This is a genomic window from Streptococcus sp. NLAE-zl-C503, assembly GCF_900104285.1.
GTDB lineage: Bacteria > Bacillota > Bacilli > Lactobacillales > Streptococcaceae > Streptococcus.
Genome location: NZ_FNJT01000004.1, coordinates 95,721 through 110,820, shown reverse-complemented (window position 1 = coordinate 110,820; position 15,100 = coordinate 95,721). Strand labels below are relative to the sequence as shown.

At 41.5% G+C, this 15,100-nt stretch carries 9 protein-coding genes; 6 read left to right on the top strand and 3 right to left on the bottom strand.

Annotated features, from left to right (window positions below):
* Window positions 1–7 precede the first annotated feature (7 nt).
* Window positions 8–1,069: a DNA polymerase IV gene (gene dinB, locus BLS46_RS07835; protein WP_093586778.1), complete on the bottom strand. Its 1,062-nt coding sequence runs from the start codon at window positions 1,067–1,069 to the stop codon at window positions 8–10.
* A 236-nt stretch (window positions 1,070–1,305) separates the two neighbouring features.
* Here dinB and pflB point away from each other — a divergent pair, with 236 nt between their 5' ends.
* Both pflB and BLS46_RS07825 read left to right on the top strand, forming a co-directional pair.
* Window positions 1,306–3,621: a formate C-acetyltransferase gene (gene pflB / locus BLS46_RS07830; RefSeq protein WP_084974072.1), complete on the top strand. Its 2,316-nt coding sequence runs from the start codon at window positions 1,306–1,308 to the stop codon at window positions 3,619–3,621.
* A 394-nt stretch (window positions 3,622–4,015) separates the two neighbouring features.
* Window positions 4,016–6,121 (top strand): ATP-dependent Clp protease ATP-binding subunit, encoded by a 2,106-nt coding sequence (locus BLS46_RS07825; RefSeq protein WP_093586776.1) that lies wholly within the window; start codon window positions 4,016–4,018, stop codon window positions 6,119–6,121.
* 58 nt (window positions 6,122–6,179) lie between these two features.
* Here the strand turns inward: BLS46_RS07825 and BLS46_RS07820 are convergent, their stop codons facing one another.
* Window positions 6,180–6,662 (bottom strand): S-ribosylhomocysteine lyase, encoded by a 483-nt coding sequence (locus BLS46_RS07820; protein WP_000032557.1) that lies wholly within the window; start codon window positions 6,660–6,662, stop codon window positions 6,180–6,182.
* A 246-nt stretch (window positions 6,663–6,908) separates the two neighbouring features.
* Between BLS46_RS07820 and tnpA the strand changes: the two genes are divergently transcribed.
* Entirely contained in the window at window positions 6,909–7,373 is a 465-nt protein-coding gene (gene tnpA / locus BLS46_RS07815; RefSeq protein ID WP_093586774.1) for an IS200/IS605 family transposase, read from the top strand.
* A 135-nt stretch (window positions 7,374–7,508) separates the two neighbouring features.
* On the opposite strand, the gene BLS46_RS07810 is transcribed toward tnpA, so the two are convergent.
* Entirely contained in the window at window positions 7,509–8,996 is a 1,488-nt protein-coding gene (locus BLS46_RS07810; protein WP_093586772.1) for a DUF1846 domain-containing protein, read from the bottom strand.
* Between the two features lie 152 nt (window positions 8,997–9,148).
* Between BLS46_RS07810 and BLS46_RS07805 the strand changes: the two genes are divergently transcribed.
* From BLS46_RS07805 to BLS46_RS07795, 3 genes are all read left to right on the top strand, one after another.
* The gene (locus tag BLS46_RS07805) at window positions 9,149–10,759 is read left to right on the top strand and encodes a glycoside hydrolase family 13 protein (RefSeq protein WP_093586770.1); all 1,611 of its coding nucleotides are present in this window, start codon (window positions 9,149–9,151) and stop codon (window positions 10,757–10,759) included.
* 168 nt (window positions 10,760–10,927) lie between these two features.
* Complete coding sequence (locus BLS46_RS07800) at window positions 10,928–12,895, top strand: peptide ABC transporter substrate-binding protein (protein ID WP_093586768.1); 1,968 nt, start codon at window positions 10,928–10,930, stop codon at window positions 12,893–12,895.
* Between the two features lie 149 nt (window positions 12,896–13,044).
* Entirely contained in the window at window positions 13,045–15,006 is a 1,962-nt protein-coding gene (locus tag BLS46_RS07795) for a peptide ABC transporter substrate-binding protein (protein ID WP_093586767.1), read from the top strand.
* Window positions 15,007–15,100 lie beyond the last annotated feature (94 nt).

The window sequence follows — 15,100 nt, the reverse complement described above, 5'->3', positions numbered from 1 at the left end:
AAGCTTTTTAAAATCCTGTCACTGTGATTCCTAGTAGACGAGCGCCTTTTTCTTTTTCAGCTAGTTCTTCGTAGAGTTGAAGGGCAGTTTGAGAAATCTGGCTAGCGTCCTGTGTAGCTTGTGGGAGGCTTTTTCGTCTAGTTAGAGTGGAGAAGTCAGCGTAACGAATCTTTAGGATAATGATTTTTCCAGCTTTGTCTTGTTTACTGAGATTGAGAGCAACTTTTTCAGAGAGAAGAGTCAGCTCTTTTTTGATGTCCTCTTCAGCCTGGAGAATCTTACCATAGGTTTTCTCCTTGCCGATGGACTTACGAATGCGATTGGACTTGACCGGTGAATTATGAATGCCTCTGGCCTTTCGATAAAGATCAAAACCGAGTCTGCCAAACCGATCGATTAAAGTGACTTCAGAAACGTCTAATAAGTCTGCGCCAGTATAAATACCCATTTCATGAAGCCTTTCCACTGTTTTCTTACCTACACCATGGAATTTGGCAATATCCATCTGTTTAAGAAATTCTTGGGCTTGGTCAGGTAGAATCACTGTCAAACCATGTGGCTTTTGGTAATCGCTGGCCATTTTAGCTAGAAATTTATTGTAGGAAACGCCAGCAGAAGCAGTCAGGTGCAGTTCCTGCCAGATATCTTGTTGAATGAGGCGAGCTATTTTAACTGCTGACTTGATACCGAGTTTGTTTTCAGTTACATCCAAGTAGGCTTCGTCAATACTCATAGGTTCAATCAAATCAGTATAACGTTTAAAAATAGCTCGAATCTGAAGACCCACTGCCTTATACTTTTCATAATTTCCGGAGATAAAAACGGCTTGGGGACAACGCTCATAAGCTTCTTTAGAACTCATGGCAGAGTGAATACCAAAGGCTCGTGCCTCGTAGCTACAAGTGGAAACAACTCCCCGTCCGCCTGTTTGTCTAGGGTCGCTCCCAATGATAACAGGTTTTCCTTTTAACTTAGGATTGTCTCTTATTTCCACCGCAGCAAAAAAGGCATCCATGTCGATATGGATGATTTTTCTGGACAAATCATTAATCAATGGAAATATGAGCATTTTGCTTCCTTTCTAATGTCATTTTCTATTTATTATACCCTTTTTTCTGAAAAAATGGGAAAGTTCAACCCGACTTTCAAAAATATAATACAGATTGCGTCGAAAAACAGACTGTATTAGAAAAGAAAGTGATAAAGAAGCCTTTTTTCGCTTGTTGAAATCGGTTACAGTATGGTATACTGGTCTCATGAATGTAACAGATGACTGTTACTAGAAAGAAAAATGAGGACATTAACATGGTTGTTAAGACAGTTGTTGAAGCACAAGACATTTTTGATAAAGCTTGGGAAGGCTTCAAAGGCGTAGATTGGAAAGAAAAAGCAAGCGTATCTCGCTTCGTTCAAGCTAACTACACACCTTATGATGGAGATGAAAGTTTCCTTGCTGGCCCAACAGAACGTTCACTTCACATTAAAAAAATTGTAGAAGAAACTAAGGCTCACTACGAAGAAACTCGTTTCCCAATGGACACTCGTCCAACTTCTATTGCTGATATCCCTGCAGGATTTATCGACAAAGAAAACGAATTGATCTTTGGTATCCAAAACGATGAACTCTTCAAATTGAACTTCATGCCAAAAGGTGGTATCCGTATGGCTGAAACGACTTTGAAAGAAAATGGATACGAACCAGACCCAGCTGTTCACGAAATCTTTACTAAATACGTAACAACAGTTAACGACGGTATCTTCCGTGCCTACACTTCAAACATTCGTCGTGCTCGTCACGCTCACACTGTAACTGGTCTTCCAGATGCATACTCACGTGGACGTATCATCGGTGTTTACGCACGTCTTGCTCTTTACGGTGCAGACTATTTAATGCAAGAAAAAGTTAACGACTGGAATGCAATTAAAGAAATTGATGAAGAAACAATCCGTCTTCGTGAAGAAGTAAATCTTCAATACCAAGCATTGCAACAAGTTGTTCGCTTGGGTGACCTTTACGGAGTTGATGTTCGCAAACCAGCGATGAACGTTAAAGAAGCGATCCAATGGGTTAACATCGCCTTCATGGCTGTCTGCCGTGTTATCAACGGTGCTGCTACATCTCTCGGACGTGTGCCAATCGTATTGGACATCTTTGCAGAACGTGACCTTGCTCGTGGTACATTTACTGAATCAGAAATCCAAGAATTCGTTGATGATTTCGTTATGAAACTTCGTACAGTTAAATTTGCTCGTACAAAAGCTTATGACCAATTGTACTCAGGTGACCCAACTTTCATCACAACTTCTATGGCTGGTATGGGTAACGACGGTCGTCACCGTGTTACTAAGATGGACTACCGTTTCTTGAACACTCTTGACAATATCGGTAACTCTCCAGAGCCAAACTTGACAGTTCTTTGGACTGATAAATTGCCATACAACTTCCGTCGCTACTGTATGCATATGAGCCACAAACACTCTTCTATCCAATACGAAGGTGTAACGACAATGGCTAAAGACGGATACGGAGAAATGAGCTGTATCTCATGCTGTGTGTCACCACTTGACCCAGAAAACGAAGATCAACGCCACAACATCCAGTACTTCGGTGCTCGTGTAAACGTTCTTAAAGCCCTTCTTACTGGTTTGAACGGTGGTTACGACGATGTTCACAAAGACTACAAAGTATTTGACATCGATCCTATCTGTGACGAAGTTCTTGAATTCGAATCAGTTAAAGCCAACTTTGAAAAATCTCTTGATTGGTTGACTGACACTTACGTAGATGCTTTGAACATCATCCACTACATGACTGACAAGTACAACTACGAAGCTGTTCAAATGGCCTTCTTGCCAACTAAACAACGTGCCAACATGGGATTCGGTATCTGTGGATTTGCAAACACTGTTGATACATTGTCAGCGATTAAATACGCTACGGTTAAACCGATCCGTGATGAAAATGGCTACATCTACGATTACGAAACAATCGGTGAATACCCACGTTGGGGTGAAGATGACCCACGTTCAAACGAATTGGCAGAATGGTTGATCGAAGCTTACACAACTCGTCTACGTAGCCACAAACTATACAAAGACGCAGAAGCTACAGTATCACTTTTGACAATCACATCTAACGTTGCTTACTCTAAACAAACTGGTAACTCACCAGTCCACAAGGGTGTATACCTCAACGAAGATGGTTCTGTAAACTTATCTAAACTTGAATTCTTCTCACCAGGTGCTAACCCATCTAACAAAGCTAAAGGTGGATGGTTGCAAAACTTGAACTCACTTGCGAGCCTTGACTTCAGTTACGCAGCTGACGGTATCTCATTGACAACTCAAGTATCACCTCGTGCTCTTGGTAAGACTCGTGACGAACAAGTTGATAACTTAGTAACAATCCTTGATGGTTACTTCGAAAACGGTGGACAACACGTTAACTTGAACGTTATGGACTTGAACGATGTTTACGAAAAGATCATGTCAGGTGAAGACGTAATCGTACGTATCTCTGGATACTGTGTAAATACTAAATACCTTACACCAGAACAAAAAACTGAATTGACACAACGTGTCTTCCACGAAGTTCTTTCAATGGATGACGCATTGAGCTAAGATTCAATTGAAATAGAAAGAAAGCCAGTCGATATGACTGGCTTTTTGTATGATTAAAAATTTTTTAAAAAATAGTCAAATTTGGTCAAAAACTATTGACTTTTACTGACCAATGTGGTATAGTAGAAACATAAGGAAAATGAATTCCTTAGAAAACTTCATTTTCAATGATTCTATTTCTTGAAAATGTACGATAGATACCCTAGAAAGGGGTGAGGCCTATGTTAAATCTAACAGATTTTGAAAAGAAGATGATAAAAGGCTTATTTAAAAAAGAAAAACCAGGAATTATACGTAGGGTAGCTAGTTAGCTAGTCTAAATTTTTTAAAAGAAAGGTCAAAGATAGTCAATATCAGAGATTGCAATTAATTAACAATAAACGAGGTAAAGAATATGAACAACAACTTTAATAACTTTAACAATATGGATGATTTATTTAACCAATTGATGGGTGGTATGCGAGGATACAGTTCTGAAAACCGTCGCTACTTGATTAATGGACGAGAAGTGACACCTGAGGAATTCGCTCAGTATCGTGCAACGGGGAAATTACCAGGAAATGCAGAATCTGATGCGCAAATGCAGCACCACGCTTCAGGTATGAAACAAGACGGTGTCCTTGCTAAACTAGGTCGTAACTTGACAGCGGAAGCTCGTGAGGGCAAGCTAGATCCTGTAATCGGACGAAACAAGGAAATTCAAGAAACATCTGAAATTCTCTCACGTCGTACGAAAAATAATCCTGTTCTAGTCGGAGATGCAGGTGTTGGTAAGACAGCCGTTGTCGAAGGTCTAGCACAAGCGATTGTGAATGGAGATGTTCCGGCTGCCATCAAGAACAAGGAAATTATTTCTATTGATATCTCAGGTCTTGAGGCTGGAACTCAATACCGTGGTAGCTTTGAAGAAAACGTTCAAAATCTAGTCAATGAAGTAAAAGAAGCAGGGAATATTATCCTCTTCTTTGATGAAATTCACCAAATCCTTGGCGCTGGCTCAATCGGAGGAGACAGTGGTTCTAAAGGGCTTGCGGACATTCTCAAGCCAGCTCTCTCTCGTGGTGAATTGACCGTTATTGGAGCGACAACTCAAGACGAATACCGTAACACCATCTTGAAAAATGCAGCTCTTGCTCGTCGTTTCAACGAAGTCAAGGTCAATGCTCCTTCAGCAGAGGATACCTTTAAAATCCTTCAAGGGATTCGTGACCTCTATCAACAACACCACAATGTCATCTTGCCAGACGAAGTCTTGAAAGCAGCAGTGGATTATTCGATTCAATACATTCCTCAACGTAGCTTGCCAGATAAGGCTATTGACCTTGTGGACGTAACGGCTGCTCACTTGGCAGCTCAACATCCTGTAACAGATGTGCATGCTGTTGAACGGGAAATTGAGGCAGAAAAAGACAAGCAAGAAAAAGCAGTTGAGGCAGAAGATTTTGAAGCAGCTCTCAATGCCAAAACACGTATTGCAGAATTAGAGAAAAAAGTCGAAAACCACACAGAAGACATGAAAGTGACTGCAAGCATCAACGATGTGGCTGAATCTGTGGAACGAATGACAGGTATCCCAGTTTCACAAATGGGAGCATCAGATATCGAACGTTTGAAAGATATGGCTCATCGCTTGGAACACAAGGTTATCGGCCAAGACAAGGCGGTTGAAGCTGTAGCTCGTGCTATCCGTCGTAACCGTGCTGGTTTTGATGAAGGCAATCGCCCAATCGGTAGCTTCCTCTTTGTAGGTCCTACTGGGGTTGGTAAGACAGAACTTGCTAAGCAATTGGCGCTCGATATGTTTGGAACGAAGGATGCAATTATCCGTTTGGATATGTCTGAATACAGTGACCGCACAGCCGTATCTAAATTGATCGGTACAACAGCCGGTTATGTGGGTTATGATGACAATAGCAATACCTTGACAGAACGTGTTCGTCGCAATCCATACTCTATCATTCTCTTGGACGAAATTGAAAAGGCTGATCCTCAAGTAATCACCCTTCTCCTCCAAGTCTTGGATGATGGTCGTTTAACTGATGGTCAAGGAAATACAGTGAACTTCAAGAACACGGTCATTATCGCAACGTCAAATGCTGGATTTGGCTATGAAGCCAACTTGACCGAAGATGCGGACAAACCAGAGTTGATGGATCGTTTGAAACCATTCTTCCGTCCAGAGTTCCTTAACCGCTTTAACGCAGTTATCGAGTTCTCACACTTGAATAAGGAAGACCTTTCTAAGATTGTGGACTTGATGTTGGCTGAAGTTAACCAAACCTTGGCTAAGAAAGACATTGATTTGGAAGTCAGCCAAGCAGCTAAGGACTTTATCACAGAAGAAGGTTATGACGAAGTTATGGGTGTTCGTCCTCTCCGTCGCGTGGTTGAACAACAAATTCGTGATAAGGTGACGGACTTCCACTTGGATCATCTAGATGTCAAACATTTGGAAGCAGATATGGAAGATGGCGTTTTGGTCATTCGTGAAAAAGCCTAACTCAAGATTTTGAGAATAAAAAAAGAAGGAACTAGCTAAAAGCTGGTTCCTTTTGTGTTTAGATGACATGGCGTTCAAAGGCATCATCTGAGATTCCTTGTTCTAGGATGAGTTTCGCCCATTCTTTGGCAGAAAAGAGGCTGTGATCCTTGTAGTTTCCGCAAGATTCGATGGTTGTTCCAGGGACATCTTCCCAAGTAGTGGTTTCAGCGATTTCCTTGAGCGAATCCTTGATAACGGCTGCAATTTCAGCGCTAGTATGGCGCCCCCACATAATCATGTGAAAGCCTGTACGGCAACCAAACGGCGAACAGTCAATCATACCGTCAATTCGGGTACGGATGAGTTTGGCCAAGAGGTGCTCGATAGTGTGAAGGCCAGCGGTAGGGATAGAATCCTCATTTGGCTGCACCAAGCGAATATCAAAGTTGGAGATGACATCTCCTTTTGGCCCTGTTTCTTCCCCAATCAAGCGAACATAGGGTGCTTTAACAATGGTGTGGTCAAGTTCGAAACTTTCAACAATAACTTCTTTTGACATGGTAGTTCCTTTCAGTTTTCTTCTTTCATTATATCATAAAGACTGCTCTTGAAACAGAGAGAAAACCTCTCCAAGAAAGGAGAGGTTTGAGTTTTTATTATGTGACTATTAGTCCGTCTCGCTCCGCAAGGTGCGAGACAAATAAACCACCCGCTATGCGGGTGCGCATCGAAGGTTATACCAAAAAACTCCAAACGCGATACAATAAAGGTGTTCAAGCCAATTGTAAAGCGAAAGGAGAAAAATATGGCACAAAAGTCACATAGTTTATCACACACAAAGTGGATGTGTAAATATCACATTGTGTTCACCCCTAAGTATAGACGAAAAGTAATTTATAATCAATATCGAAGCAGTTTGGGAGAAATATTCCATCGATTATGTAGTTATAAAGGTGTTGAGATTATCGAAGGTCACTTAATGCCAGACCATGTACATATGTTAGTCAGTATTCCATCGAGGATAAGTGTTTCAAGTTTCATGGGGTATTTAAAAGGTAAAAGTGCACTCATGATGTTTGACAAACACGCCAACCTCAAGTACAAGTTTGGGAATCGGCATTTCTGGGCAGAAGGTTATTATGTAAGTACAGTAGGGCTTAATGAAGCCACAATTAAGAAATATATTCAAGAACAGGAAAAGCGTGATATAGCACTAGATAAATTAAGTGTAAAAGAATATGAGGATCCCTTTAGGGATAGTGGTAAGTAATACTAAAGCCTCTTTAAGAGGCAAGTGACGAGTCAAGAGCAATGAGGCTTAAACAACGTGAAAGCCAGCGCCTTTAGGCGCTGGCTGGTGATCTGGGCTTATAGCCCTGGTGCAAACCACCCGTTAGACGGGTGGTTATGATTTGCGATACAAGCGGTCGTATTGGTAATAAGGGTCAAAGGTAACGTTGATACCCAATTTGCGAAGGACATTCTTGTCTTCATCGGTCAAAATGATGGTTGAGTGAGCTTCGCTTCCTTTGAGATTACCAAGTTCCTCCATGGCACGCGCAGCGTCAGGATTTTCCATAGCTGTGATTGCAAGTGCAATCAGGATTTCATTTGAGTGGAGGCGAGGATTGCGACTACCGAGATGATTGATTTTAAGACCTTGAATTGGTTTGACGACTTCAGGCTCGATGAGTTTCACTTCCTTAGCGATGTTAGCTGATTTTTTGATGGCATTGATCAAGGCTGCAGCTGTAGGACCAAAGAGTTCAGAGTTTTTACCAGTTACGATTTCCCCATTTGGCAATTCAAGGGCTAGGGCAGGGCCACCAGTTTCTTCTGCTTTTTGGCGTGCAGTAACAGCAACCTTACGGTCTGCAGGTGTGATACCGAGGTCGTTCATGAGAAGTTCAATTTTCTTGACAGCAGATTCTCCGACTTTTTCAGCTTTAAAATCAAGAACAGTTTGATAGTAGCGACGGATGATTTCTTGTTTAGAAGCTTCGACAGCAGCTTCATCATCTGTAATAGCGAAACCAACCATGTTGACACCCATGTCTGTTGGTGAAGCGTATGGAGATTCACCGAGAATGCGTTCCAACATACGTTTGAGCACCGGGAAAATTTCGATATCACGGTTGTAGTTGACAGTGGTTTCTCCATAGGTTTGAAGATGGAAAGGGTCAATCATGTTGACATCGTCAAGGTCTGCAGTTGCAGCCTCGTAGGCCAAATTGACCGGATGATGAAGGGGAAGATTCCAAACTGGGAAGGTTTCAAATTTAGCGTAGCCAGACTTGATGTCATTGAGTTGGTCGTGGTACATATTGGACATACAAGTTGCCAATTTTCCAGAACCAGGTCCAGGAGCGGTTACGACAATCAAGTTGCGACTGGTTTTGATGTAGTCGTTTTTCCCCATGCCTTCTGGAGAAATGATGTGATCCATATCCGTTGGATATCCTTTGATTGGATAATGAAGATAAGAATCAATTCCATTTTTCTCAAGCTGGTTTCGGAAGGCATCTGCAGCTGGTTGACCAGCGTATTGTGTGATGACAACCGAACCAACAAAAATTCCCAGCTCATTGAATTTGTCAATCAAACGAAGAACTTCTTGATCATAAGAAATGCCTAGGTCGCCACGCGCTTTGGAATGCTCGATGTTGCTTGCGTTAATGGCGATCACAACTTCAACCTGCTCTTTCAATTCTTGCAAGAGCTTGATTTTATTGTCAGGCTCATAACCAGGAAGGACTCGAGCAGCGTGGAAATCTTCTAACATTTTGCCACCAAACTCCAAATAGAGCTTGCCGTCAAATTGGTTGATGCGCTCCAAAATGTGGTCGCGCTGTAGATTCAAATATTGTTCAGAACTAAAAGCTTGTTTTTTCATTTTTTTACCTCTGACCTCTATTATAATAAAAAATTGGGAGATAGGAAACTACGGAGTCAAAAAAGAAATCAAAAAGATTAGGCAAACGCTTGCACTACGTTCGAAAAAGCGCTATCATAGACTATAGATTATTAAAATAATGAGGTAAACAGATGCAAGAAAAATGGTGGCACAATGCCGTAGTCTATCAAGTCTATCCAAAGAGTTTTATGGATAGTAATGGAGATGGAATCGGTGATTTGCTAGGAATTACGAGTAAGTTAGACTATCTAGCTAAGTTAGGGATTACAGCGATTTGGCTTTCTCCTGTTTATGACAGTCCGATGGATGATAATGGCTATGATATTGCTGATTATCAAGCGATTGCAGCTATTTTTGGAACCATGGAGGACATGGAGCAACTCATCGCAGAAGCTAAGAAGCGTGATATTCGAATTATCATGGACTTGGTAGTCAATCATACCTCGGATGAACACGCCTGGTTTGTTGAGGCCTGCGAAAATCCTGATAGCCCTGAGCGAGACTACTATATCTGGCGGGATGAGCCCAATGATTTGGAGTCTATCTTTAGTGGATCCGCCTGGGAATACGATGAAAAGTCGGGTCAATACTATCTCCACTTTTTCAGCAAGAAACAGCCCGATCTCAACTGGGAGAATGAAAAACTGCGCCAGAAAATTTACGAGATGATGAACTTCTGGATTGATAAGGGCATTGGCGGTTTCCGTATGGATGTTATTGACATGATTGGGAAAATTCCTGATGAGAAAGTAGTCAATAATGGTCCCATGCTCCATCCCTATCTCAAGGAGATGAACCAAGCCACCTTTGGAGATAAGAATCTCCTGACAGTAGGAGAGACCTGGGGAGCAACGCCAGAGATTGCTAAGCTCTACTCGGATCCAAAGGGACAAGAATTGTCTATGGTCTTCCAGTTTGAACACATCTGTCTTCAGTATCAGGAAGGGCAACCTAAGTGGCACTACCAAAAAGAGTTAAATGTAGGGAAGTTAAAAGAGATTTTTAACAAATGGCAGACGGAGTTAGGAGTTGAAGACGGCTGGAATTCCCTCTTCTGGAATAACCATGATCTCCCTCGCATCGTCTCTATCTGGGGAAATGACCAAGAATACCGTGAAAAATCTGCCAAAGCCTTTGCAATCTTGCTTCATCTTATGAGAGGGACTCCCTATATCTACCAAGGTGAGGAGATTGGGATGACCAACTATCCATTTGAAACACTGGACCGAGTAGAAGATATTGAATCCCTCAACTATGCGCGTGAGGCTCTTGAAAAAGGCGTTCCGATTGAAGAAATCATGGACAGCATCCGTGTCATTGGTCGTGATAATGCCCGTACCCCAATGCAATGGGATGAAAGCAAAAATGCTGGCTTCTCAACAGGTCAACCTTGGTTGGCAGTTAATCCAAACTACGAAGAAATCAACGTTCAAGAAGCACTGGCAAATCCAGATTCTATTTTCTATACTTATCAAAAACTCGTTCAAATCCGTAAGGAAAACAGTTGGCTGATTCGCGCTGACTTTGAATTGCTTGATACGGCTGACAAGGTATTTGCTTATATCCGTAAGGACGGAGACCGTCGCTTCCTAGTCGTGGCTAATTTGTCCAATGAAAGACAAAACTTTTCAGTAGAAGGAAAAGTGAAATCTGTCTTGATTGAAAATACTACTGCTAAAGAAGCAGTTGAGAAACAGACCTTGGCTCCATGGGATGCCTTCTGTGTGGAAATGACTGACTAAAATGAGCGAACCTCAAGCTTTTGAAGCTTGAGGTTTTTTACTAAAAATTGTATAGAAAAATCTTTTAAAAATATTTGTTAGAATTTTCTAAAAAATCGCTTGAAAGTCCTTGCTTTTATGAAAAAATAGGGTATAATGGTGAAAACACTATCTTTAAGGAGATTACTTATGAGATCGAAAAAGTGGCTCTTAGGAGCAGGTGCTGTCTTGAGTGCGGCCCTTCTGTTAACCGCTTGTGGGCAAAGCGAAAAGAAGGCTGATGCTCCCAAGACATTTTCTTATGTCTATGCAATAGATCCATCATCTTTGGACTACAGTGTGACGAGCAAGAGCTCAACTTCTGACGTTATAGCCAATGTTGTCGATGGTCTCTTGGAAAACGATAAATACGGGAACTTGATTCCGTCGCTTGCAGAAGACTGGTCCGTTTCTAAAGATGGCTTGACCTATACCTACAAACTTCGTAAGGGTGTAAAATGGTATACTTCTGAGGGAGAAGAGTATGCTGAAGTCAAGGCTCAGGACTTTGTTACGGGTCTGAAACACGCAGCTGACGGTAAATCAGACGGCCTCTCTCTCCTTCAAGATTCTATCAAAGGTTTGGCTGCCTACATTAGTGGTGAAAGCAATGACTTTTCTACTGTAGGAGTCAAGGCTGTTGACGATTACACGGTTGAATATACGCTTAACAAACCAGAAAGCTTCTGGAACTCTAAAGTCACAACTGCTACCATGCTTCCAGTTAATGAAGAATTCTTGAATTCTAAAGGGAGCGACTACGGTGCACCAACACCATCAAGCATCCTTTATAACGGTCCTTATTTCTTGAAATCATTGACTTCAAAATCAGTCATCGAGTATGAAAAGAATCCAAACTACTGGGATAAGGACAATGTTAAGATTGACAATATTAAACTAACCTTCTACGATGGATCTGACCAAGAATCCTTGATTCGCAGCTTTACACAGGGAGCTTATACAACAGCTCGTCTCTTCCCAACAAGCTCAAATTTTGAGTCAACTAAGAAAGAGTACGGCGATAAGATTGTCTACAGTCCACAAGAAGCGACAAGCTACTACCTCACTGTTAACGTAAACCGCCAGTCTTACAATAAAACAGCCAAAACAGACGAAGCTCAAAAAACATCAACCAAAGAAGCTCTTCTTAACAAGAACTTCCGTCAGGCACTGAACTTTGCCCTTGACCGTCACTCTTACACTGCTCAGTTGAATGGTGAAGAAGGTGCGGACAAGATTATCCGTAACAGTCTAGTACCTCATGACTACGTTCAAGTGGGTGAAAAAACCTTTGGAGAGTTGGCTCAGGCAGAGCTCGTTTCTTATGGTGACCAGTGGAAAGATGTAGCTCTTACAGATGGCAAGGATACGCTATACAGTCCTGAAAAAGCCAAGGCAGCCTTTGCAAAGGCTAAGGCAGAATTGCAGGCTAAGGGTGTGACCTTCCCAATCCGTTTGGATGTTCCAGTTGAACAAACGGATGTAATCGCCGTTCAACAGACTAACTCACTCAAGCAGTCTATCGAATCAACACTTGGTACAGAGAATGTCATTGTCGATGTCCTTCAAATGACAGATAATGAAAAAATGAGCATTACGTCTCAAGCCAAGGTGCCATCCCAAAAAGATTATGACTTGAACGGAACTGGTTGGGGGCCAGACTATCAAGACCCAGCTACCTACCTCAACATTCTTGATGCTAAGAAGGGTTCTGCCCTTAAACACTTGGGTATCACTCGTGGAAAAGATCCAGAAGTGATGGCTCAAGTCGGTCTAGACGAATACAAGAAACTCTTGGATGATGCCGCAGCTGAAACAAGCGACCTCAATAAGCGTTATGAGAAATATGCTAAAGCTCAAGCTTGGGTGTCTGATAGCTCACTCTTAATCCCAGTAGCTTCTTCAGGTGGTTCTCCAACTGTTAGTCGTACTGTACCATTCTCAAAAGCATACTCACAAGTCGGAATCAAGGGAGACCCGTTTGTATTCAAAGGTTTGGAGCTGCAAAAGGATGTCGTGACTACAAAAGAATACGAAGAAGCTCTCAAGAAATGGCAGAAAGAAAAAATTGAAACAAATGCCAAATACCAAAAAGAGTTAGAGAAACACGTCAAATAGTCTATAAAAGAAAAGGAAGTTGCAGAAAATCTGTACTTCCTTTTTCTGATTTTGAGACAGCAGTTGTCGTAAAAGTAGTAACTTTACATTTTTGAATAAATTTGATAAAATATAGCTATGTTATAAAAGGTGACATAAAGGAGTGAATGATGATCAAAATGAAAAAAAGACTGATTGGGACAGGTCTTGTCTTAGCGACAGGGATTATGCTCTCTGCATGTGGACAGTCCAACACAGATACTAGCACTTATTCATCAACATTTAGTGCGAATCCGACAACTTTTAACTATCTTATAGATTATTATGCGGATAACACTGCCGTTATTACCAATCTCGTAGATGGTTTGTTAGAAAATGATAGCTATGGGAATCTAACGCCAGCTCTAGCTGAAGACTGGTCAGTTTCGGCGGATGGTTTAACCTATACCTATAAACTCAGAAAAGATGCCAAGTGGTATACGGCTGATGGTGAGGAATATGCTTCAGTCAAAGCCCAAGACTTTGTTACTGGGATCAAGTATGCTGCGGACAACAAGGGGCAAGCCATGGATCTCATTCAAAATTCTATCAAGGGATTGAATGACTATGTGACAGGTGCGACTAATGACTTCACAACAGTTGGTGTGAAAGCCTTGGATGACTATACGGTTGAATACACTTTGACACGGCCAGAACCTTATTGGAATTCAAAGACAACCAACAGTATCCTTTTTCCGGTTAACGAAGAGTTCTTGAAATCAAAGGATAAAGAATTTGGGACCTTGACGCCAGACAGTATCCTTTATAATGGGCCTTACCTGTTAAAAGATTTCACATCAAAATCTTCGATCGAGTATGTCAAGAATCCACACTATTATGACCATGATAAAGTAACCATTGAGAAAGTTAAGTTAGCCTACTTTGATGGTTCAGATCAGGAGATGACCATCCGAAACTTTGAAAGTGGTGCCTACTCACTTGCGGGAGTCTATCCAAATAGCTCGAGCTATGCCAAGACGAAAGAAAAATACCAAGACAATATCGTTTATAGCTTACAAGACAAGACTTCTTGGTACTTCAACTTTAACGTTAACCGTAAAGCCTATAACCATACTGCAAAAACATCAGATCAACAAAAGAACTCAACGCAAACAGCGATTTTAAATAAGAACTTCCGTCAGGCGCTTAACTTTGCTATCGATCGTACGACCTACTCTGCCCAATCTAACGGTCAAGAAGCGGCAAGTAAGACCCTTCGAAATACCCTTGTTCCCCCAACATTTGTCCAGGTGGGAGATAAGACCTTTGGAGAAGTAACAGCTTCTAAGCTTGTGAACTACGGAACTGAGTGGTCAGGAATCAACTTGGCGGATGCCCAAGACGGTTACTTCAACAAGGAAAAGGCCCAAGCAAAATTTGCGGAAGCTAAAAAGGAATTGGAAGCCCAAGGGGTTACCTTCCCGATCCATTTGGACGTTCCTGTTGACCAAACCGATAAAAATGCGGTTTCTGGTATGAATTCGCTTAAACAAACACTTGAAACAGTATTAGGTTCTGATAATGTCGTCATTGATGTTCAACAGCTTTCAACGGATGATTTTGGGAATGTTGCTTTCCTAGCACCAAATCCAGCAGCTCGTGATTACGATTTGAACTTTGATGGCTGGGTTGGTGATTATCAAGATCCGTCAACTTATCTGGATCCATTTAATGCCGAAGATGGTTTTTATCTCAAAATTTTCGGTCTAGATGCTAAGGAAGATCAAGAACTGATCAAGAGCCTAGGACTTGATAGCTATACAAAACTTCTAAAAGAAGCAGATGCTGAGAATCAAGATGTTGCTAAGCGTTATGAAAAATACGCTGAAGCTCAAGCTTGGATGATTGACAATTCTCTAGTCATGTCTGTTATGTCAAATGGTGGTACAGCATCTGTAACCAAAGTAACTCCGTTTACACGTGCCTACTCTCTAGTGGGAATCAAAGGTGATGGAAACAACTACAAGTACATGAGACTGCAAAAAGGCCCTGTTACCAAGAAACAATTTGATGAAGCTAAGGCTAAGTGGGAAGAAGAAAGTAAAAGGGCTATCGAACAAAGTCAAAAAGAATTTGAAAATCATATCAAATAAAAAGTTGAAATAAGGTCTCTTGCAAGGGACCTTATTTTTGTTTGCTCAAGCTCCTAAATAATGAAAGCGGTCACTTCGAAATATAGCTAAGAAA

Excerpts from the sequence above, each read along its gene's own strand:
- BLS46_RS07810 (WP_093586772.1), bottom strand. The coding sequence starts at position 8,996 with ATGAAAAAACAAGCTTTTAGTTCTGAACAATATTTGAATCTACAGCGC.
- BLS46_RS07820 (WP_000032557.1), bottom strand. The coding sequence starts at position 6,662 with ATGTCAAAAGAAGTTATTGTTGAAAGTTTCGAACTTGACCACACCATT.
- BLS46_RS07800 (WP_093586768.1), top strand. The coding sequence starts at position 10,928 with ATGAGATCGAAAAAGTGGCTCTTAGGAGCAGGTGCTGTCTTGAGTGCG.
- BLS46_RS07825 (WP_093586776.1), top strand. The coding sequence starts at position 4,016 with ATGAACAACAACTTTAATAACTTTAACAATATGGATGATTTATTTAAC.
- BLS46_RS07795 (WP_093586767.1), top strand. The coding sequence starts at position 13,045 with ATGATCAAAATGAAAAAAAGACTGATTGGGACAGGTCTTGTCTTAGCG.
- dinB (WP_093586778.1), bottom strand. The coding sequence starts at position 1,069 with ATGCTCATATTTCCATTGATTAATGATTTGTCCAGAAAAATCATCCAT.
- tnpA (WP_093586774.1), top strand. The coding sequence starts at position 6,909 with ATGGCACAAAAGTCACATAGTTTATCACACACAAAGTGGATGTGTAAA.
- BLS46_RS07805 (WP_093586770.1), top strand. The coding sequence starts at position 9,149 with ATGCAAGAAAAATGGTGGCACAATGCCGTAGTCTATCAAGTCTATCCA.
- pflB (WP_084974072.1), top strand. The coding sequence starts at position 1,306 with ATGGTTGTTAAGACAGTTGTTGAAGCACAAGACATTTTTGATAAAGCT.